We start from the raw sequence: 19,862 nt of genomic DNA, 5'->3' as shown, positions 1-19,862 counted from the left end.
CTTCGTTTTCAGTCAATGACTTTCGGTTGTGACAAAACAACCGGGAGGCATCCGCCGACGTTCGATGAACCTCCTCCTCGTCAACTGCATCGACTTGCAGTCCAGGCGCTTTATGAAACTAGTAAATCGTGTGACAATGCCCCTTTCCATTCTAGAATGAATACCGCAATCGTACTATAATTTGTCAAAAAAACGTCAATAAATGAAGATGAGCTGTCGAATAATGTTCATGAACGACAGCTCCTGTTTATCTTATGCATCCGTTCCGAGTTGTTCTTGGACAACCGCAGAAATTTCATTCACATATTCAAAGCATAACTCATCGGTTTCCGCTTCGACCATCACGCGAACGAGAGATTCTGTTCCACTTGGTCGAACGAGCACACGACCGTTACCAGCCATCTTCTCTTCAACTTGCTCAATCACAGCTTTTACAGCATGATTTTCTTCAACTGCATGCTTGTCGCTCACACGAATGTTCACAAGTTGTTGAGGGAATGTCTCTAATTCCTCAGCGAGTTCCGAAAGCTTCTTGTTCTTCACTTTCATTATATTCACGAGTTGCACTGCTGTTAACATTCCGTCTCCACTCGTTGTATGGTCAAGGAAAATAATGTGTCCTGACTGCTCGCCACCAAGGGTAAAGCCACCTTCACGCATTTTTTTCCATTACATACTTATCTCCAACCGCTGTCTGTTGCGTTTGAATGCCTGCCTTTTGCAACGCTTTATACAACCCAAGGTTACTCATCACTGTCGTAACCACTGTGTTGTGTGCAAGCATCGCTTCTTCCTTAAGAAACTTCCCGCAAATGTAGAGAATTTTATCTCCGTCTACGAGTTGCCCTTTTTCATCAACAGCGATTAGACGATCCGCGTCGCCGTCAAAAGCAAGACCGATGTCTGCTTCTTTTTCACGAACGAGTTGTACGAGTTTCTCAGGGTGAGTTGATCCTACCCCGTCATTAATGTTCGTACCATCAGGGTTGTTGCCAATCGTCGAAATGTCTGCATCCAAATCTGCGAACATTCTCGGTGCAACTGAAGACGCAGCACCGTGCGCACAATCAATAGCAATGTGCAGTCCTGTAAATTCTTCGTCAACCGACTGTTTTAAATACTGAACATACTTTTGTACACCTTCATAATAATCACTAACGTTGCCAAGTGAAGCTCCTGTAGGTCTTGGGAGTGTATCTTCTTTGTCGATGATCGTTTCAATTTCTTCTTCTTGTTCCTTGGAAAGTTTAAACCCATCTCCACCAAAGAACTTAATGCCATTATCTTCGACCGGGTTGTGTGATGCTGAAATCATGATTCCTGCATCTGCATTGACAGCTTTTGTAAGAAAGGCGACTCCTGGTGTCGTTATGACGCCAAGTCTCATCACTTCTGCTCCAATAGATAACAACCCTGAAACTAATGCACCTTCTAGCATTGTCCCAGAAATTCGTGTATCACGGCCGATGAGAACTTTTGGCTGTTCGCTCTCTTTGGCTAACACATATCCTCCAGCACGCCCTAATTTAAACGCAAGCTCAGGCGTGAGTTCAGTGTTAGCTACACCCCTTACACCATCAGTGCCAAAATACTTACCCATTCAATATCTCTCCTTCATGCTTACCCTTAATAAGCTATTCACCTGCAACGGTTTCGGTTATTTCTACGGGCACTTCTTCAACTTCCAAGCGGTATTCTAAATCATTCGGACCCTCAACTTGAATTGGAACGACTTGCTCCCCTGTTTCTAGTTCCTCTTCGCTAAAATCAATATAAAGTCGAATGTCTTCCTCGCTTAACTCAGAAAGTGCTTCTTCATCTCCGTGAACCGTGACACGATAGGCACGATCTCCATCTTGTTCTTCAGGGATCGATGCGTTGTATGTCTCAGGCAGATTGTCCATTTCGATCTCTAAATCTAGAGACGTCGATTCTTCGAATTCATCAAGAAGAATATCGAGCTCAATCACCTCTGGTCTTACGTAACTCACACCATCTGGAAGAGGGATTTCCACTTCCCGTGTTTCACTCTCTTCTATTGAACTTAAATCAAGCGTCCCAATATGAATCGAATCAATGTCGTTAATGTCATCATATCGACCGTAGATCGTTACTGCTTCGTCTGACAAAGTCATTTCAAGGACTTCAAGTCCATCTTCCAATTCTCCGGTCGTATCGTATTCTAATGGTACTTCTTTGGAAGGTAGTCGGATTGGGACTGTGATCTCTACCGCCTCTGGGTCAATGTGAGCATCCAGTTGCTCTCCATAAGGTCCGTAAGCAATAACCTCAACGACCTCTGTAAACGTTTCGTCTGCCCCTGCTACATCAACAAACGCTTGCAACGATGTAATGTTATCAAGCACCGAAGCACCTGCATGAACTTCTACTTCTCCTGGATTCACTTCGGGGTCACCAATTGTATGACCTTCTGCGATTTGTTCTTCATTCATTAATTCAACGTCAACAGGTAGGGTAACCGCTTGACGTTCTTCTAAGACGACTCTCACTGTGCTCGGCTCAACACTAACATTTAGTCCACTTGGAAAATTCGCTGTTTGAACATCAACGTATGAACCCTGTCCCGTGCTCAGATAAGTCTACATAGACTTCATACGAAGGGTTTGTGACTTGGAATAACGTCAGTGCACTCTGTGTGCCGGAGACACGAACATCAATGTCATCATCGATGCTTGCAATTGCATATTGTTCGTCATCGTAATAAATATCTAGCTCTGCTTCATCTAGTTGAATTTGTTCTGTACTCATAATCGGTGTTGCACCAGGACGATTCCCAAAGTCATCCATATTCACAAACAAAAACAACATCGTCGCGATGACTAATGAAATTAACTTTAAAAACCAATTGTTATTGAAGAGCCTATCCATCTTTACGCCCTCCCCAATTCCAAAACGACGTATTGGATGATTTGGATGCCTGTAGTAATTCTTTCTCAAGCATCTTGCGAATCGTTTCATCGTCTAAGTCTCGATGCAACTCACCATTCTTTGTTGCAGAGATGGCGCCTGTTTCTTCTGAAACGGTTACGGTTAATGCATCCGTTACTTCACTCACACCAATTGCAGCGCGATGCCTCGTACCGAGTTCTTTTGAAATAAATGGATTCTCCGAAAGCGGCAAATAACACGCCGCAGCAACGAGTTGATTGCTACGAAGAATGACTGCGCCATCATGTAAAGGCGCATTTGGCATAAAGATGTTCGTTAAAAGCTCTGATGAAATCTGAGCGTTTACGGCGACTCCGGTTTCAATGTAGTCGCTCATCCCCGTCTCTTTCTCAATTGAAATCAACGCACCGATTCTACGCTTTGCCATGTACTTTAATGAACTCATAATCGCATCAATCGTCTTCACTGAATCTTCTTCTTCAGTCGATTGTCCACGCCCGAATAGACGTCCGCGGCCTAATTGTTCTAGTCCTCTACGCATTTCAGGTTGGAAAATAATGATGATCGCTAGCACACCATATGTAATGACAAGATTCATAATAAACGACATCGTATGCAAGCCGAAGAAGTTACTCAAGAAGCCTGCTGCTAAGATGACGATAATTCCTTTTAATAACTGAACTGCCCTCGTTCCACGAACGATTGAAATCAATTTATAAACTACAAATGTAACGAGCAATATATCAATAATTCGGCGTAGCCACGTAAGTAATTCGAACTCCTCACCAAACATTCATTTGCCTCCCACTAGGATTTAAAAGCGAGAAACCTCGAGAGGTTAACACCATTACTAGTATAACATAGCTCTCGATTTAACTGGTAGCAACTCAGCGATCCTTAGAAATCATTCAGTATCTACACAGTATAACTCTTCTTCGTTTCTCTTAACCCTTATGCTTTGTGATCATCTACTTATTACTACGTGTTCTTTACCCACTTGTTACACCGGCTTCCTCAAAAACCCGCTTAAAAAAAACCGCAATCCCCTCTAAATCAAATGTAAAATTCTCAACAACATCCTTTTCCTTCATAAAAACAGTAAAAACCTTGCTAGTACTTCTAGCAAGGTCTCAATCTTCTTGATCTGGTGAGAGGTTAGAGAACAATTCTTTCGTTTCGTACCATAACCAAGACAGTACTTGATTCACTTCTTCAATGTTGCCTGCCACCTGACCAGCTGAAGCCATATATTGCTCACCGTTAATGACAGTTAAATCTCCTTGAACCTCACCTTGAACGTCCACATCTCCATTGCGAACGGTTAAATTCCCTTCAATTACTTCACCTTCAGGGATGATGACCGTATTGCTTTCTTGGTCAACTTCAAAATTACCGACCCCAGAAATCGCCATCTCTCCACCACTCATCCCTGTCCAGTTAAGCCAAGTCATTGACGACATAAATAGAAGAAACACTGCTGCAGCAACAAGGACGGATGGTTTTTTTGACCATTTCTTCCAAGCGAACGTTCGCTTCTTTTTCTTTTGAGGTAATGCACTCATAACATTTTCTGTGAAATCCTTTGGTGCTTGAATATGTGAAGCGCTTTGAACAAGCGCAATCGATTTCTTAACTTCATCATAATGCTCTTGGCATTCAGAGCAACCCTCTAGATGTCGATAGAGCTGTTCACGCTCAATTTGAGTCATCTCACCATCAAAATAACGGTGAATCGAATCGCTGTGTTTCAAACAGCTCATAACCTTCTACGCCCCTTTGTTACCATTTTTTTTAGCTTTTTACGTAGTGCTTCTCTACCTCGATGAACGTGCGTTTTCACCGTAGCAACTGGAAGATCAAGAATTTCGCTCATCTCTTGTAACGACAAATCCTCCATATATTTCAAAATAATTGCAGCTCGATACTTCGGTGGCAACGTATCAATTTCATTTTGGATGGAAGCTTGCCACTCGAGCGTTACAACTTGCTCATCTGGAAGTGCATCTGTTGCAGCAAGTTGGGCGTAACCATCAAGCCTTCTGCGCCATTCACTTCTGCGTCTAAAGAAAAGTCTGGCTTCTTCTTTCTAAGTCGGTCGATGCTTAAATTCGTCGCAATGCGGAATAGCCACGTGGAGAATTTCCGATTCACATCGTAGCGCTCAATATTCGTATACGCACGGATGAATGCTTCTTGCGAAACGTCTTGCGCTTCTTGTGCGTTCCCGACCATTCGATAAGCCACTTGATACACTTTATCTTTGTACGCATCAACAATTTGGGCAAAAGCTTCCGTCTCTCCTGCCTTAACTTCTCGTATACATTGATTTAGCCAATCATCCATGCAAACCCCGCCTTGTGTCCGTTCTCTATGATTACGCTTTTCCAATCGTTATGGTTTCAACAAATTTGAAAAAAAGCGCTAGAATTTTTTTCGTCCAATCGTTTTATTTTAGCATGAATTATTTTGCCCACTTTAATCTTAATAAAAATACAATAAAAAAAGAGCAAAACATGATGTTCTGCCCTTAGTAGTTATGTAATTGGAGCGGGTGATGGGAATCGAACCCACATCATCAGCTTGGAAGGCTGAGGTTTTACCACTAAACTACACCCGCATTTAAGATACTATGTATCCTATCATACTTAAAAATAAAAATCAATGGAGCGGGAGACGGGATTCGAACCCGCGACCCCCACCTTGGCAAGGTGGTGTTCTACCACTGAACTACTCCCGCATGAAAATGGTGGAGGGGGACGGATTCGAACCGCCGAACCCTGAGGGAGCGGATTTACAGTCCGCCGCGTTTAGCCACTTCGCTACCCCTCCATCTTAAAAATGGAATGATCTTCCAGTATTCACAAATGATAAAACCAGCAAATGGCTTTGCTGGGAAGTCATCGATATAAGTTAAATTGGTGACCCGTGCGGGATTCGAACCCGCGTTACCGCCGTGAAAGGGCGGTGTCTTAACCCCTTGACCAACGGGCCATTTCGTTGGTGTGTCTCTTGCTGACAAATAATATTATATGATCTTCTCAAAGAAAAAGCAATAGGTTTTTAAAAACTTTTTAAAGAAAATTTTTCAACCCCGGAAACCCCTATTAGTATAGGCTTTTAACGACGTTATAAGCAACTGTTTTGTTTTTGAAAACAGGTAAATCACTTGATTCTTTCGTATGATCCCCAATAATGAATGCAGGAATACGAGAAGCTTTTGTCGAAAATGCACCAATGTACATTTTCGAACACAAACTTGAGGAGGATTACTTTGACAACGACAACGACAGAAGTGACGTTTTCTACAACGACAACTGGCGTAGGGATCATTACGCTTAACCGACCTAAAGCATTAAACTCCATTACGAACAACATGGTTACTGCAATGCTACAACAACTAAAGCAATGGCAAAATGATAAAGCTATTTCTGTAATCGTTTTCAAGGGAAGCGGTGAAAAAGGGTTTTGTGCAGGAGGAGACATTAAAACGCTCGCCTCTGCAAAAGAAGGTGACGAACAATTTAATAATGCGAAGCAGTTTTTCGTCGATGAATATGAGCTTGATCTCCTACTTGCAAACTACTCAAAACCAATTGTATCGCTTTTAAACGGCGTTGTGATGGGCGGTGGCGTTGGGCTTACTCAAGGAACGAGCCACCGCATCGTTACGCATAATACAAAATGGGCGATGCCTGAAATGAACATTGCATTCTTTCCTGACGTCGGGGGCGTTCATTTCTTAAATCAAGCGCCTGGATATACAGGAATGTATTTGGCGTTGACCGCAAAAACCATTCGAGCTGCTGACATTCTTTACATCGGAGCGGCTGACTTCTACGTAGAAGACCTTCATGTGCTTGAACAAAAAAAATTGTCGATTACGACTGGACGAATGTTGAAGAAGCTGACCACAAACTGGACGAGCTAATTGGTTCACTTGCAGCAGAGCCACCTCATGGAGAACTAGCAGCATTGCAAAATGACATTGATGGCACGTTCCACTTATATTCTGTTGAAGATATTGTTGCCAAATTGCGTGGTCGTGGCGATGCATTCGGTGATGAGCATGCGAACATCCTTCTTTCCAAATCACCGGTTTCTTTAAAGGTTACTCATAAGTACATGCTCGACTATGCCCACCGCTCACTTGAAGACACGTTGAATATGGACGTTGTCGTCGCAATGAACTTCTTACGTAACAATGACTTCTATGAAGGTGTCGATGCTGTGTTAATAAAAAAGCATCAGTCACCGAATTATGACTACCCAACGCTTGAAGATGTAGACGATGAACTCGTTGATTCTTATTTTAAAGCGTAACGAAAGAAAAGAAGCGTGACCTGGACGATGATGTCAGGTCACGCTTCTTTTGTTAAAACCAACGTTCCGTGACGACTTTTTTCCTCGTATAAAATTGAACGCCATCTTTGCCATTCGTTCCTAAATCACCGAAAAACGATGCTTTGTTTCCTGCAAATGCAAAGAACGCCATCGGTGCTGGAACATTTACGTTCACGCCGACCATCCCTGCATCAATTCGATCGCGGAATGTCTGAGCAGACTTCCCACTCGACGTATAAATGACCGCACCATTTGCAAATGAGGAAGCATTCGTAACTTCAATCGCTTCATCAAGATCTTTTACGCGAACGATACTTAACACCGGTGCAAAAATCTCATCTTGCCATATCTTCATTTCTTGAGTCACATGATCAAATAACGTAGCACCGACAAAATAACCCGCCTCTACTTGATCCCCTTTTTCTCTCCCATCTACGAGTAGCTTGGCACCTGAACGAACACCGTCATCTATATAGCCAAGTACTCGTTCTTTATGGGATTCGCGAATGAGAGGACCAACAAAGTTCTGATCATCGTGACCATCACCAACCGTTAAGGCTTTCGTCCGTTTCGTTAACTCATCAATAAATTCATCTGCAATGTCCTCAGTGACAACAACAACAGAACAAGCCATACAACGTTCTCCACTACTTCCAAATGCAGAACCAATGACCCCTTCAATAGTTTTGTCTAACTGACAATCGGCAAGTACCGTCGCATGATTTTTTGCACCTGCAAGCGCCTGGACTCGTTTTCCATGCTTGGTGCCTGTTTCGTAAACAATTCGAGCTACCGGCTCTGAACCAACAAACGAAATCGCTTCGATATCAGGGTGAGTGAGAATTCGATTGACGACATCTTTTGCCCCGTGCACAAGATTTAATACCCCTTTTGGAAATCCAGCTTCGTAAAACAGTTCAACAAGCCGCTCGGCAAGAACCGGTGTTCTTTCAGATGTTTTCAGTACAAACGTATTGCCACACGCAATTGCGAGCGGAAACATCCACAACGGAACCATCATCGGGAAATTAAATGGCGTAATCCCAGCAACAACGCCAAGGGGATAGCGCCAGATTGAACCGTCAATCCCTCCAGCAATGCGCGGCAACGCGTCTCCCATCATTAAGTTCGGGGTCGAAGTCGCGAGTTCAACAACCTCAATCCCTCGTTGCACTTCACCGTGTGCGTCTTTTAACGTCTTACCATTTTCAAGCGTAATAATGTCTCCTAATTCTTGTTTGTTTTCATTTAACAAGTGCAAATACCGAAACATGAGTCTTGCTCGCTCAGGTACAGGTACGAGCGACCACGTTTTATACGCTTCTTTTGAAGCTTCAACCGCTAAATTTACATCTTCTGCTGTTGAGATTGGCACTTTCGCAATTTCCTCACCTGTTGCAGGATTCGGCACAGATTCAAGGTGTCCACCTACGGATTCTTGCCACTGATCATTAATATAATTGCGGATGGTTTTTGTCATGACGTTGACTCCTCTCGTTTTGCTTGAAATGTAATTTTTTGTTTGCCAACATGTTCATACAAACTCGCCATATCTTTTTCCCCATAGCCTGCGTCTTCGGCTTCCTCGTACACATCTAGAAGCACATTCGTCACCGGCAGGTCGAGCCCCACTTGTTCCATCGTTTCTTTTACAAAACCTAAGTCTTTTCGAAGGAGACTAAGCGTGAAGCCCGGGTTGTAATCCTTCGTTGCCATAAACGTTTTATAGTTGCGTTCATAAATTCGACTTTGACCGTAGCTCACATTCATCACATCAAATAATCCATCCAAGTTCATTCCTTGTTTCTTCGCAAGCGCAACAGCCTCGCTCACACCAGCCGTATAAAACCCGATGAGTAAATTGTTAATAAGCTTTGTCATCGTGCCACTACTGATTTTTTCGTCAATATGAAATACGTTTGCACCGAGCGTATCCATAATCGGTTTAGCATCCTGAAAGACTGAGGCTTTACCACCTGCCATAAACGTTAATGTCCGGTTTTCAGCACCGACAACCCCGCCACTTACGGGCGCTTGCAAAAAGCGCACATTGTAGTCGTTGGCTACCTTTTCTACATTTTCGTTGTTCTCTGGAGCAACCGTGCTCGTATCGATGAGAAGTACACCGGGCGCTGCGTGACGGATCAAACCATCTTCTGCCAAATACACATGTTCATACGCAACAACTGAAGGTAGACTTGTCATCACTACGTCACACGTCTTCGCTAACGATTCAACCGACTGTCCGACTTGACCACCGAGTGCTTCGAACCGTCGCTCCATTTCCGGATTTAAGTCTAATCCGTACACGTCGTATCCAGAATCGAGTAGATTCCTGCTCATCGGATAACCCATATTCCCAAGTCCAATAAATCCGATTTTCATTTTCAATTCCCCCTTCACGTTGTGTAGCGTTTACGATCAATAACGAGTTCTGCAATGTGTCGCTTCACCTTCATCACGTTGCTTGGAGTCGGTACATTCAGTTTCAATTCCTGCGCTGGTTGTTCAATAGCTTGATAGACACGTTGCACGATGCTTTGCACTTGTTGGAATCCTTCTTCAAGTACGACTAGCGTAATGTTCCTTTTCTGGTCACTTTCTTTTGTTCTGGATCGTAAATACGAAGACCTCATCATTGAAATTGTCCCGTACCCATCTGCGATCCACCTTAGAACTTCTTGCTCACGTTGCTCAGGCTTGTCAGTAAGCGCTTTCAACATTTGCGTATAAATCATCTCAGCAGCAACGATCCATTGTCCTTGTTCATCTTCTGCATGCGATACATTGACTTGTCGTTTCAATACTGCTTTTGCTGCAGCAAGACGATTGATCTCATTCGTCCCTTCAAAAATACGATTAATCCGCGCATCTCGGTATAAACGCTCAACTTCATATTCTTGCATATACCCATAACCACCATGGATTTGTACCGCTTCATCTGTTGCAAATGCCAACACTTCAGAAGCAATTGTTTTACACATGGCACAATCTGCAATAAACAATGCCAACACACTTGAGTGATCGTGATCCCCATCTGACTGAAGAGCTTCATCTAAACGACTTGCCGTTTGGTACGCATAACTCTCAATTGCATAGATCGCCGAAGTCACTTCTGCAAGTTTCTCTTGGATTAACGTAAACGACGCAATGGGGGTTTTAAATTGAACGCGCTCCGTCGCATACGTGGTTGCCAAATGTAACGCTCGCTTCGCTGCACCAATATTATTAAACGCCAATTTCAAACGAGCTAAGTTTAGCGTATTGAGTGCAATTTTGTGACCTTTTCCTAGCTCTCCTAAAATGTGCTTTTCTGTCACAACAACTTGATCAAGAAGAAGTGTCGCTGTCGATGAACCTTTGATCCCCATCTTCTTCTCTTCTGGTCCGATTGAAACGCCTTCCATCGTGCGTTCCACAATAAAAGCAGTCATCCCTTCTGAAGTCTGAGCAAATACAATGAATACGTCCGCTACATGAGCATTCGTAATCCATTGCTTTTCACCAGTGATCTGATACACATTCTTCTCTTTATCAAAGACCGCTTTTGTTTTCCCATTTAACGCATCTGATCCTGCTTCTGGCTCCGTTAATGCATAGGCACCAATCCATTCTCCTGAAGCAAGTTTCGGTAAGTACATCGACTTTTGCCACTCTGTACCGTAATACATATATGGAGTCGTCCCTACCCCCACATGAATGTTAAACGATACACTAAATGATCCACCGCCGTTCCCAACTTGTTCTGCAACGACACCCGATAGTCGCTTGCCAAGACCTAATCCCCCGTATGCCTCCGGTACCTCTACTGCTTGTAAACCAAGTTCACCAGCAGCCTGAAAGCACGTCTTTATCCAAGATTGGTCTTGTTGCTCCGTCTTCTCTGGGTTTTGTAAGGGATAACCCTCAACAAACTGCTCTGCTGTCTTTATGATCATTTGCTCTTCACTCGTACGTTCTTCCGGACTGAACGAAGAGTCATCAAGAGTTCCTCCAAAAAGCATGCTCGAATTCATCAAATGAATGGCCTCCTTTCCATACTTAATAAGCAAAGTCTGTGCCAACATTTAAATACGGCGAAACAAGGCATCGCACAGTTGAAAATGTCTAAATGTATAGACACTGTCGATCCTTATTAAACAGAAAGACCATACTTAGCCAACTTGTTGTATAACGTAGCTCTAGAAATCCCTAATTGCTTTGCCGCCTCAGACTTGTTACCCTTCGCTTCCTTAAGTGCCTCGTAAATGAGTTCTTGATCAGAGGTGGGTGGCGTCATCGATGACGCCGGAATGAACGTACGCTGCAGCAACTCTTTCGGCAAATCTTGTTCATTAATAATGGGCCCCTCAGAAAGAACATACATCCGTTCAAGGTAATGAAACAATTCACGTACATTACCTGGCCAGCTATACGAAAACATGCGCTCCAACACTGCTTTCGTGAGCGTTTTCTTCTGAAATCCTTCTTGTTCACGGAGTTTCAAATGATGAGCAATCAATGATGGAATGTCTTGCTTCCGTTCTCTTAGCGGTGGAATTTCAATGTGAATTACGTTCAAACGATAATACAAATCTTCTCGAAATGTGCCTTGCAACATTTTCGCTTTAAGGTCTTGATTCGTCGCTGCAACTAAGCGAAAGTCTACGTGAACAGGTGTCGAACCACCCACCCTTTCCACTTGCTTCGTCTCTAATACACGTAAGATTTTCGCCTGGGATTCAAAGGGCATGTCACCAATCTCATCGAGAAACAACGTCCCCCCGTTTGCAAGCTCTACTTTCCCCACTTTTCCTTCTGCACGCGTCCCAGTAAATGCTCCTTTTAAATAGCCGAACAACTCCGACTCAAACAAGCTTTCTGGAATGGCAGCACAATTCACTGCAACAAACGGACCTTTCTGATGATGACTCTTATGGTGAATCGCATGAGCAAAAGGTTCCTTTCCAACCCCTGTTTCTCCTGTTAGCAATACAGGCACCTCGGTCACTGCCGCTTTTCTGCCTATTTTCTTCGCACCTGCAATTGCCGGACTTTCCCCAATAATATCTTCAAAGCGAACACTCACATTGCTTTCAGTATGTTTGTGCCAACGACTCTCTTCGATGGCTGCTGCTTGCGGAATGCGCTCTAACCGTTGCAACGTTTCTTCTAGTTCAGTCTTCCCTTCAAACACGAGCATGCCAACTGCCCCGATGATTTCTCCTTCTTGCCACATCGGCAACCGATGGACGACGAGTTCTTGACCTTGCAGACGGTGTGCTTGACTACGTTCAGGCACACCCGTCTTTAAGACAACAGGGATCCTTGTATTCTCAATCACTTCCTCGACTGGTCGACCAATCGCTTCTTCCTTCGTTACACCGACAAAGCGGCTATACGTTTCATTAAACACTTGGATGATGCCTTTGTGATCAACAATCACAACGCCCTCATACGCCGTATCCAGACTATGCATTAACCATCGATTCATCTGCCTTTGTTTCTCTTCTTGCTCTTCAAGATAATGGGTAAATGCAAGCCGTTCATCCATACCAATAACTCCAGAAAGGACACCACTCTCGTGATGCACAACGTATAATAATGACTCTTTACGTTCTCGTAATGAGCAGCGTTCATCTACAATCGCATGTGGTCGTTCGATCACGTTCACCACCGTTTGTTGGTCATCATCACTTCGTAAACAACGCCATATTCGAATGACCCTAAAAAACGTCCATCCTCTACTACGGCCATTTCTGATTGCTCTTGCATCGTCATCATTGACTTGGCTTCTCGTATCGTCATCGTTACGTCAATCGTAGTCGGTTGAATATTCATCCACTGACCACAATGATTTCGAGTATGAAGGAGCATACGCTTCCCTTCTTTCGTTAATTGTTGACTACTCAGGAACTGTCAAAGTCTTATGTATAGTTGTTTAGACACTGTACGAAAAATTCCTTTATTCCACATACAAAAAAACCCAAAGGTAACTACCTTTGGGCGAAATAAATTCACGCTATTTCTCGGATACTTTTACGAGCTGTTTGCCAATGTTCTCGCCTTTAAAAAGACCAATAAACGCTTCTGGAACTCGTTCAAGACCTTCATGAATCGTTTCTTCGTATTGAAGCTCACCTGCTTCAACGTAACTTGCTAATGCTTTGTAGGCTTCTTGGAATTGATCTTCAAAGTCACGAACGAGGAATCCTTGCATTTTCACACGAGCTTTTACGAGAAAACCTTGCACTCGCACCCCGATATCTCTCTCACCTTTTTCGAGATTGTACGAGGAGATCGATCCACAAACCGGCACACGAGCAAATGTGTTTAAGTGAGGCAGAATGTGATCGCTAATTTCCCCTCCTACATTTTCAAAGTACACATCAATGCCATCGGGGCAGTGCTCTTTTAGAACTTCTTTCAGATTATCGGTTTTATAATTAATCGCTTCGTCAAACCCGAGGGATTTAATGTAATCGGCCTTTTCCTTTGATCCGACGATTCCGATCACACGGGCTCCCTTAATCTTAGCAAGTTGTCCCGCAACTGAACCGACCGCACCTGCAGCACCTGAAATGACGACCGTTTCTCCTTCTTTCGGTTCACCAATTTTATACATACCAAAGTATGCTGTGAGTCCAGGCATTCCAAGTACACCGAGTGCCGTAGAGCTTGAAACACCGTGTAAATCAAGCTTACGAACCGCATCGGCATCAACTGTATTGTATTCTTTCCATTCCAACATCCCCGTCACAACGTCACCTTCTTGAAGGTCACTTGAATGACTCTTTGTTACAACAGCCACGATCCCGCCATTTAATGGCTCTCCAACTTGAAATGGAGCCGTATATGATTTCGCATCGTTCATTCTTCCTAGCATGTACGGATCGACTGAGAGGTACAACGTTTTGAGTTGTACTTCCCCTTCAGTCGGTTGAACAACATCCGTTTCTCCATATTGAAACGTGCTGCTTGTTGGCATTCCGTTCGGTCGCTCTTTAAGTAGAATTTGTTGCTGTTTCATGATCTTCCTCCTTTTCTTCTTCTGTTCCTCGTTTTTGACATCATTAAACAACGTGTCACCTTGTTCATTCGCCAAAAGGCACAAAAAAACCTGTTGAATAATCAACAGGTTATCGTTTGCTTCCACCCTTGCTGCCGCCTTTTCCTCCGCCTCCACCTTGGAGAGAGAAAAGGTTTGAATCAATTGAGAACGTTAGTCTTTCACGATCTCGTTGACGCTTAAGAGCTAATTGAATCAAGTCATTGGTTAGCGTTTGGAAATCTTTATCCGCCGCTTCCCATAAATAAAACGACAATGATCCAGGAATTGTATTAATTTCATTCACGTAAATGGTATCGTTCGCTTCGTCTTTCATAAAATCAATTCGCGAAACGCCACCACATCCGAGTGCTTTAAACGTTGATACCGCAAGTGTTTGGATCTGCTCTGTTTCTTCGTCTGAGATCGGGCAGGAATAATACGATCTGTACTTTCCATTCCGCCACCCATCGATTTAGAACCATTGCCACCTTTACTTCCACCTCTTGAGCTACCTTGATATTTATCCGCATAACTCAAAATGTCTTCGGTCTTTAATACTTCTTCAATGACAGATGCTTCTGCTTCGTCAGTATCCCCTAATACGGAACAGTTCATTTCCTTAAGGTCCGTGATTAAAGGTTCAACGATTAGTTTCGATGCGTACTCAAGCGCCTCTTCAATGGCAATTTCCAAGCTTTCTTGATTGCGGGCAACTCCAATTCCTACGCTCGACCCTAAGTTTGCTGGTTTAACAATCGCAGGCAAACCAATCTCTTCTTCAATTCGTTTTACAATCGACGCTGAATCCTCTTGCCACTCACGGTTATAGAACCAGACATCGTTTAGTACAGGCAACTTTTCGTTACGAAGCACTTGCTTCATCGTCACTTTATCCATACCAAGAGCGGATGCACCGACATCACAGCCAACATACGGAATATTCATCAGTTCAAATAACCCTTGAAGTCCTCCGTCTTCTCCAAACGTCCCATGTAAGACAGGAAAAGCGACATCGATCTGACTAACTTCACGCTTCCCAAAACGAGGGGCTGGATTCTTCTGCAAGACGATCCCACCATTGTCAGCCGCTACTGGGATAACTGGTGTTGCTTCGCTTAAAAGAGCCTTCAAGTCTTTGTATGCTTCAATATCTGTTAACTTCTCACCTGTATACCACGTGCGACCCTTACTAATGTAAATCGGAATGGCTTCGTAGCGATCAGCATCCATCGCATGAATGGCTTGCAAACCGGAAATAACCGATACTTCATGCTCGACGGAGATGCCGCCAAAAAAATACACCTACTCTAGTTCTCACGTTTTCTCATCTCCGTTCTTTATCTACTCTAAAAACGTATCTGGTAGGTCGTTTTCAAGTAAAACAACCGAAGGCTCTGACGCTGTTACTTTCCTCATCACGTCTAGTGCTTCTTGTAAATTGGAAGCGACGTGATACTGCTCTTCTGGGTATCCAGCTTCTTTGAGACCATCTTGAAGGTGAACCGTTTGTTTCTTACCGACAAGAATAATGTAATCACACACCTCAGCTGCATGCATACCGAGACGTTTGTTCAATTCGTACTCTTTATCACCAAGTTCAATCATCCCCGGTGTAATGAGCACCTTCTTCTCTGGCATATAACCGAGTACTTCAACTGCCATCTTTGAACCCGTCGGATTGGAGTTAAAGCTATCATCAATAATCGTTAACGTGTCACTTGTTTTCTTAAGCTCTAGGCGGTGTTTCACCGGTGCTACCCCTTTAATTGCACGCGCAATCGTTTCAAGAGGAATATTCTTCTCAGCACCAATGGCAATAGCCGCTAGGATGTTATAGATGTTGTGTCGGCCAAGGAGTTTCGTTTGAATCTCGGCACTCGTTCCATCGTATTTGTGAACGGTAAATGTTGTACCTTTTCCAGAATAAGAAATGTCGGTTGCACGGTAATGCAAGTCTTCTGCATCAATACCGTAATACATCGTCCGAACATTGTTCATCTGTTGATACGATTGGATATTCTCATCGTCTTTATTTAAGAAAGCTGTCCCGTCATGAGGAAGCGTTTCAACGATCTCAAACTTCGTCTTCTTAATCGTATCTAGCGTCTTAAACGTCTCTAAATGCTGTTCTCCAATTGCAGTTACGATTCCGTATTTATGGTTTACAAGTGTGCAAATCTCTTCAATGTCATGCTCTTGTTTTGCACCCATTTCTGCAATGAACAACTCATGGTATGGCTTTAAATGTTCCCGAATCGTTCTAGTAACACCCATTTTTGTGTTGTAGCTTTCTGGTGTCATCAGAACATTATATTTACTAGATAGAACGTCTTTTAAGATATGTTTTGTACTCGTTTTCCCAAAACTACCCGTCACACCAATCACTTCAAGGTGCGGCATGCCTCTTACGATGCGCTCCGCATCATGGAAATAGTATTGGTTGATCTGACTTTCAATTGGCAACGTAATCACATTCGCAATCATTACAAAGAAATACGCAATAAACGTAGCAATCGTAAGGAGAGCAATAAGTGCTGCCATTGAGAAGCTGTCTCCAGAACTTATCCAAACCGCGCAAATGGCAAACAAGACGTACAATATGGCGATCGCAGCTAAAAGACGCTTTACTCGAGGGGTATACACGAGCTTTTTCTTCTCTTCAAATTGTGGCCTCATGACCGTGAGTAACGCAAACAAAATGACAGCAATCGCAGACATCACATAAAACGACATAGCCTCAGAAAACGGCAGTGCAACGAGTGCGAGTACTGGCACTAAATCTACAAATCGAAAGGCCTTTAAAGGTGTGCCTTTCATCCATCGAAAATATCGTTCATTTCGATAAGAGTTTAATTGAAGCATATGGACATTGCGTTTTACCCGTATGGCCGTATACAGCGCCCAAGCAATGAGTAGCAGTACAATGAGCAAAGTTTCCATACGTCTAGTGGGCCTCCTTGTCTTTTTCCAGGAAATTGTTGACGATAATCAAGAATTCTTGGAGGTTATCAAGGTATGCAAAATGCCCAGCGCCTTTCAAAACGACGAGCCCCGAATTAGGTATTAACTTTTCCATCGTTTGACCATGAGAGACTGGTGTATCATCATCCTTTTCTCCCCAAACGAGCAATGTTGGCACCTGAATCTTCGGCATAAGGTGTTGCAAGTCTTCATTGACAACCTTCACGAGTGTTTGTTGCATAATTCCTGATACGTTTTGATAATCTGTCGATCCTACTTTTTTTCTTCATTTTTGTGAGGATCTCGTCTTTTTTAGATCGTAAACCTGGTAAGCTTAATATTTTCTTTGCAGTTTTAAATGAATATACTTTAACGTAATAATTGAATTTGCGTTTTGGTTTTACTCCAGCACTATCAACGAGGATAACTTTGTGTACCGGGTATTTTGTCGCGTATTGAATTGAAATTCGTCCACCATTTGAATGTCCGACAAGAATCGGATCTTCAATATTATGATGTTCGATAAAGTTTCGAAGCCATTCTGAATAGTCGTATGATCCCCACGGCTCTGATGGTTCATCACTTTCTCCAAATCCCGGTAAATCAATCGACCATACTTTAAAGTGTTTTTCTAAGTTTGAATGAACTGGTGAAAAAGCTTGAATATTAGCTCCCCAACCGTGCAAGAGCAGGACGTCCTTCCCTTCACCTGTACAATGGAAATGAACCTGCATTCCATGAATATCTGTAAACACGCATAAACGCCCCATTCTATAGTAGAAACATAGGTATTCGTTACTGTTGAACGCTCATTTCTTTATCATACCACATTTTTATTTTACACGATGCTCTTGATTTGCAAAAGGTGTGATCTCCTCATTTAAACCTATGTCACGAGATTGCCATCTGTGCTGAACGCCTCTATGACTTTAGCAAAAAAAACTTCTCCATCAACAGATGCAGAAGCCTTATTTCTTTTCATCGTTTACGAGTGTTGGACGAATCTCTTAGTGTCGTTTGTACATTCGATGACCACCACACCACGTCTCGGTAAGTTGATCGTTTTGGTAAACCACAAAGTCTGCATCACAGTTTTTAGCAATGCGTCCCTTTTTCGTAGTGATTTGCAAAGACTTAGCTGCGTTATACGAAGTCATTCGTACAATCTCTTGCCACGTTGCCCTGTAATTGAACGCATCTTATCAACTGCATCATTCATTTTGAGTACACTTCCGGCAAGCGTCCCGTCTTCTAATCGCGCCTGCCCATTTGAGACGATTACTCGCTGTCCACCAAGTTCATAACTTCCATCACCCAATCCTTTTGCTCGCATCGCATCCGTGATCAAGATGAGCTGTTTTGCACCAATCGCCCGATACGCCCCACGAATAGCTCCTTCATGAACATGATGACCATCAACGATTAACTCACTGAGCAGACGATCATGGGATAACGCCGTCCCAACAACACCAGGTTCACGGTGATGAAAACCACTCATTCCATTAAAAAGGTGTGTAACGTTTGCGTCGCATTCTTCTTGTTCCAAAAAAGTTAAAACGTCATCGTACGTGGCATTTGAATGACCAATCGACGTTCGTACGCCCTCTTTTTGCAGTTGCTTTTGAAGTTCTGTAGCACCTGCAAGTTCAGGAGCGAGGGTGACGATTTTAATTTTACCTTGTGCGAATCGTTGAAACGTTTCGTATTGAGGAACGCTCGGCAATTGAAGATGGACGATTGGCTGGGCGCCACGCTTTGATTCAGAAAGAAACGGACCTTCTAAATGAACCCCTAGCATTGTCGCCGCTCCGTTTTCTTCTTTATGAGTCGCCGCCTTATGAAGCGCTCGACTTGTCTGTTCCACAGAACTTGTGATTGTCGTTGCTACGTAGGATGTGGTGCCTTCTTCTGGTAATCGCTTGCCTAATCGCGCATAAACTTCATCCGTACCATCCATCACATCTACCCCGTAACCCCCGTGAATATGAAGGTCAATAAAACCAGGCAAAAGAAACGATGACTCATCAAGGTGATAACGCTCCACCCCTTTGAATTGCTTAGAGGTTAAGTCTTGGCCCACGTCCGCAATCTTTCCTTGTTTCACATAAATATACCCATTGCTCCAAGCTGAGCGATGATCAATGATTGTTGGCCCGTGTATGATAAACGACTCCATGTGCCACACCTCTTTCTTTCGTTACGATATCATGCTTTTAATTTTTTAGGTTTGAGGACAACCTGTCCGGGGAACAATTTCACTAGATACAAAAGGAGGCTACACCATGAAAGTAGATGCACTATACGCTGATGGCGGCAAAGCGATTACATTCCGTACTGGTGAATTAACCATACATGAAAACGACCAATGGAAAGGAACGTTTCACCAAGTTGAAGAGCAGAGCTTGATGTTTGATGCAGTGAGTACGAAGAAGCCGATGATGTTTAAGTTTGAAACGAGCGGCGGTACGTATGAAGGGCAAGGATTCGTTGCAGACATCGATAGTGAGAAGACTGAGAACATCATTCACATTGAAAGTAACGGCAACCTTACGAAGCAATAAGGTCGGTAGAGGCTCCCAATTTCGGGAGCCTTTTTTTGTTTAGGTTCTCGAAACTTTTC

Annotated in this window: 20 protein-coding genes, 4 tRNA genes and 2 pseudogenes; 3 read left to right on the top strand and 23 right to left on the bottom strand. The window is 43.3% G+C overall.

Annotated elements, in window-relative coordinates:
• Positions 1-252: 252 nt before the first annotated feature.
• From glmM to JCM19055_RS07815, 10 genes and pseudogenes are all read right to left on the bottom strand, one after another.
• A pseudogene (gene glmM / locus JCM19055_RS07860) lies at positions 253-1,600 on the bottom strand (phosphoglucosamine mutase).
• 34 nt (positions 1,601-1,634) lie between these two features.
• Positions 1,635-2,510 carry a YbbR-like domain-containing protein gene (locus JCM19055_RS07855; protein ID WP_042359348.1) on the bottom strand — a complete coding sequence of 292 codons (876 nt, stop codon included), beginning with the start codon at positions 2,508-2,510 and terminating at the stop codon, positions 1,635-1,637.
• A 55-nt stretch (positions 2,511-2,565) separates the two neighbouring features.
• A complete protein-coding gene (locus tag JCM19055_RS07850; RefSeq protein WP_042359347.1) occupies positions 2,566-2,889 on the bottom strand; it encodes a hypothetical protein in 324 nt (107 codons plus the stop codon).
• Positions 2,882-3,703 carry a diadenylate cyclase CdaA gene (gene cdaA / locus JCM19055_RS07845; protein ID WP_042359346.1) on the bottom strand — a complete coding sequence of 274 codons (822 nt, stop codon included), beginning with the start codon at positions 3,701-3,703 and terminating at the stop codon, positions 2,882-2,884. The genes JCM19055_RS07850 and cdaA overlap by 8 nt, the downstream gene beginning before the upstream one ends.
• Before the next feature lie 337 nt (positions 3,704-4,040).
• Complete coding sequence (locus JCM19055_RS07840; protein ID WP_042359345.1) at positions 4,041-4,670, bottom strand: anti-sigma factor; 630 nt, start codon at positions 4,668-4,670, stop codon at positions 4,041-4,043.
• A pseudogene (gene sigW, locus JCM19055_RS07835) lies at positions 4,667-5,253 on the bottom strand (RNA polymerase sigma factor SigW). Before sigW ends, JCM19055_RS07840 begins: the two are co-directional and overlap by 4 nt.
• A gap of 200 nt (positions 5,254-5,453) precedes the next feature.
• Positions 5,454-5,527: transfer RNA gene (locus tag JCM19055_RS07830), tRNA-Gly, on the bottom strand.
• Positions 5,528-5,572: 45 nt separating this feature from the next.
• Positions 5,573-5,647 (bottom strand) — tRNA-Gly (locus JCM19055_RS07825).
• A gap of 7 nt (positions 5,648-5,654) precedes the next feature.
• Positions 5,655-5,739 (bottom strand) — tRNA-Tyr (locus JCM19055_RS07820).
• A gap of 87 nt (positions 5,740-5,826) precedes the next feature.
• A tRNA-Glu gene (locus JCM19055_RS07815) sits at positions 5,827-5,901 on the bottom strand.
• Between the two features lie 280 nt (positions 5,902-6,181).
• Here JCM19055_RS07815 and JCM19055_RS28940 point away from each other — a divergent pair.
• A complete protein-coding gene (locus JCM19055_RS28940) occupies positions 6,182-6,838 on the top strand; it encodes a 3-hydroxyisobutyryl-CoA hydrolase (protein ID WP_052366085.1) in 657 nt (218 codons plus the stop codon).
• Positions 6,781-7,230 carry an enoyl-CoA hydratase/isomerase family protein gene (locus JCM19055_RS28935; RefSeq protein ID WP_370543051.1) on the top strand — a complete coding sequence of 150 codons (450 nt, stop codon included), beginning with the start codon at positions 6,781-6,783 and terminating at the stop codon, positions 7,228-7,230. The genes JCM19055_RS28940 and JCM19055_RS28935 overlap by 58 nt, the downstream gene beginning before the upstream one ends.
• A gap of 52 nt (positions 7,231-7,282) precedes the next feature.
• On the opposite strand, the gene JCM19055_RS07805 is transcribed toward JCM19055_RS28935, so the two are convergent.
• From JCM19055_RS07805 to nagA, 13 genes are all read right to left on the bottom strand, one after another.
• Positions 7,283-8,731, bottom strand: coding sequence for a CoA-acylating methylmalonate-semialdehyde dehydrogenase (locus tag JCM19055_RS07805; protein WP_042359344.1), 1,449 nt, complete (start codon positions 8,729-8,731; stop codon positions 7,283-7,285).
• The gene (locus JCM19055_RS07800; RefSeq protein ID WP_042359343.1) at positions 8,728-9,636 is read right to left on the bottom strand and encodes an NAD(P)-dependent oxidoreductase; all 909 of its coding nucleotides are present in this window, start codon (positions 9,634-9,636) and stop codon (positions 8,728-8,730) included. The genes JCM19055_RS07805 and JCM19055_RS07800 overlap by 4 nt, the downstream gene beginning before the upstream one ends.
• A gap of 14 nt (positions 9,637-9,650) precedes the next feature.
• Positions 9,651-11,267 (bottom strand): acyl-CoA dehydrogenase family protein, encoded by a 1,617-nt coding sequence (locus JCM19055_RS07795; protein ID WP_042359406.1) that lies wholly within the window; start codon positions 11,265-11,267, stop codon positions 9,651-9,653.
• A 119-nt stretch (positions 11,268-11,386) separates the two neighbouring features.
• Positions 11,387-12,898: a sigma-54-dependent Fis family transcriptional regulator gene (locus JCM19055_RS07790; protein WP_052366083.1), complete on the bottom strand. Its 1,512-nt coding sequence runs from the start codon at positions 12,896-12,898 to the stop codon at positions 11,387-11,389.
• A gap of 2 nt (positions 12,899-12,900) precedes the next feature.
• Positions 12,901-13,107, bottom strand: coding sequence for a CBS domain-containing protein (locus JCM19055_RS07785; protein ID WP_042359342.1), 207 nt, complete (start codon positions 13,105-13,107; stop codon positions 12,901-12,903).
• A gap of 145 nt (positions 13,108-13,252) precedes the next feature.
• Positions 13,253-14,260, bottom strand: coding sequence for an NADP-dependent oxidoreductase (locus JCM19055_RS07780; protein ID WP_042359404.1), 1,008 nt, complete (start codon positions 14,258-14,260; stop codon positions 13,253-13,255).
• A 109-nt stretch (positions 14,261-14,369) separates the two neighbouring features.
• The gene (locus JCM19055_RS28930) at positions 14,370-14,681 is read right to left on the bottom strand and encodes a hypothetical protein (protein ID WP_265181951.1); all 312 of its coding nucleotides are present in this window, start codon (positions 14,679-14,681) and stop codon (positions 14,370-14,372) included.
• On the bottom strand, positions 14,612-15,583 hold the full coding sequence (locus JCM19055_RS07775) for a D-alanine--D-alanine ligase (RefSeq protein WP_265181933.1): 972 nt from the start codon (positions 15,581-15,583) through the stop codon (positions 14,612-14,614). The genes JCM19055_RS28930 and JCM19055_RS07775 overlap by 70 nt, the downstream gene beginning before the upstream one ends.
• 39 nt (positions 15,584-15,622) lie before the next feature.
• Entirely contained in the window at positions 15,623-17,221 is a 1,599-nt protein-coding gene (locus JCM19055_RS07770; RefSeq protein WP_042359341.1) for a UDP-N-acetylmuramoyl-tripeptide--D-alanyl-D-alanine ligase, read from the bottom strand.
• A gap of 4 nt (positions 17,222-17,225) precedes the next feature.
• Positions 17,226-17,483 carry an alpha/beta fold hydrolase gene (locus tag JCM19055_RS28925; protein WP_265181932.1) on the bottom strand — a complete coding sequence of 86 codons (258 nt, stop codon included), beginning with the start codon at positions 17,481-17,483 and terminating at the stop codon, positions 17,226-17,228.
• Complete coding sequence (locus tag JCM19055_RS07765) at positions 17,452-17,997, bottom strand: alpha/beta fold hydrolase (protein ID WP_265181930.1); 546 nt, start codon at positions 17,995-17,997, stop codon at positions 17,452-17,454. Before JCM19055_RS07765 ends, JCM19055_RS28925 begins: the two co-directional genes overlap by 32 nt.
• A gap of 252 nt (positions 17,998-18,249) precedes the next feature.
• The gene (locus JCM19055_RS25285) at positions 18,250-18,399 is read right to left on the bottom strand and encodes an amidohydrolase family protein (protein ID WP_081833534.1); all 150 of its coding nucleotides are present in this window, start codon (positions 18,397-18,399) and stop codon (positions 18,250-18,252) included.
• Positions 18,396-19,418, bottom strand: a complete 1,023-nt coding sequence (gene nagA, locus JCM19055_RS07760) for an N-acetylglucosamine-6-phosphate deacetylase (protein WP_052366082.1) — start codon at positions 19,416-19,418, stop codon at positions 18,396-18,398. Before nagA ends, JCM19055_RS25285 begins: the two co-directional genes overlap by 4 nt.
• Before the next feature lie 106 nt (positions 19,419-19,524).
• Here nagA and JCM19055_RS07755 point away from each other — a divergent pair, with 106 nt between their 5' ends.
• Positions 19,525-19,803 carry a hypothetical protein gene (locus JCM19055_RS07755; protein ID WP_042359340.1) on the top strand — a complete coding sequence of 93 codons (279 nt, stop codon included), beginning with the start codon at positions 19,525-19,527 and terminating at the stop codon, positions 19,801-19,803.
• Positions 19,804-19,862 lie beyond the last annotated feature (59 nt).

The organism is Geomicrobium sp. JCM 19055 (assembly GCF_000698185.1).
Classification (GTDB): domain Bacteria; phylum Bacillota; class Bacilli; order Bacillales; family Marinococcaceae; genus Geomicrobium_A; species Geomicrobium_A sediminis.
Note: the sequence above shows the minus strand (reverse complement) of the source record. Positions and strands in the feature narration are given on the sequence as shown.

Bases quoted from the DNA above. Each gene is read 5' to 3' on its own strand.
- JCM19055_RS07770 (WP_042359341.1), bottom strand. From the start codon at position 17,221: ATGGAAACTTTGCTCATTGTACTGCTACTCATTGCTTGGGCGCTGTAT.
- nagA (WP_052366082.1), bottom strand. From the start codon at position 19,418: ATGGAGTCGTTTATCATACACGGGCCAACAATCATTGATCATCGCTCA.
- cdaA (WP_042359346.1), bottom strand. From the start codon at position 3,703: ATGTTTGGTGAGGAGTTCGAATTACTTACGTGGCTACGCCGAATTATT.
- JCM19055_RS07780 (WP_042359404.1), bottom strand. From the start codon at position 14,260: ATGAAACAGCAACAAATTCTACTTAAAGAGCGACCGAACGGAATGCCA.
- JCM19055_RS07755 (WP_042359340.1), top strand. From the start codon at position 19,525: ATGAAAGTAGATGCACTATACGCTGATGGCGGCAAAGCGATTACATTC.
- JCM19055_RS07850 (WP_042359347.1), bottom strand. From the start codon at position 2,889: ATGGATAGGCTCTTCAATAACAATTGGTTTTTAAAGTTAATTTCATTA.
- JCM19055_RS07800 (WP_042359343.1), bottom strand. From the start codon at position 9,636: ATGAAAATCGGATTTATTGGACTTGGGAATATGGGTTATCCGATGAGC.
- JCM19055_RS07840 (WP_042359345.1), bottom strand. From the start codon at position 4,670: ATGAGCTGTTTGAAACACAGCGATTCGATTCACCGTTATTTTGATGGT.
- JCM19055_RS28925 (WP_265181932.1), bottom strand. From the start codon at position 17,483: ATGCAACAAACACTCGTGAAGGTTGTCAATGAAGACTTGCAACACCTT.
- JCM19055_RS07785 (WP_042359342.1), bottom strand. From the start codon at position 13,107: ATGCTCCTTCATACTCGAAATCATTGTGGTCAGTGGATGAATATTCAA.
- JCM19055_RS25285 (WP_081833534.1), bottom strand. From the start codon at position 18,399: ATGACTTCGTATAACGCAGCTAAGTCTTTGCAAATCACTACGAAAAAG.
- JCM19055_RS07795 (WP_042359406.1), bottom strand. From the start codon at position 11,267: ATGAATTCGAGCATGCTTTTTGGAGGAACTCTTGATGACTCTTCGTTC.
- JCM19055_RS07805 (WP_042359344.1), bottom strand. From the start codon at position 8,731: ATGACAAAAACCATCCGCAATTATATTAATGATCAGTGGCAAGAATCC.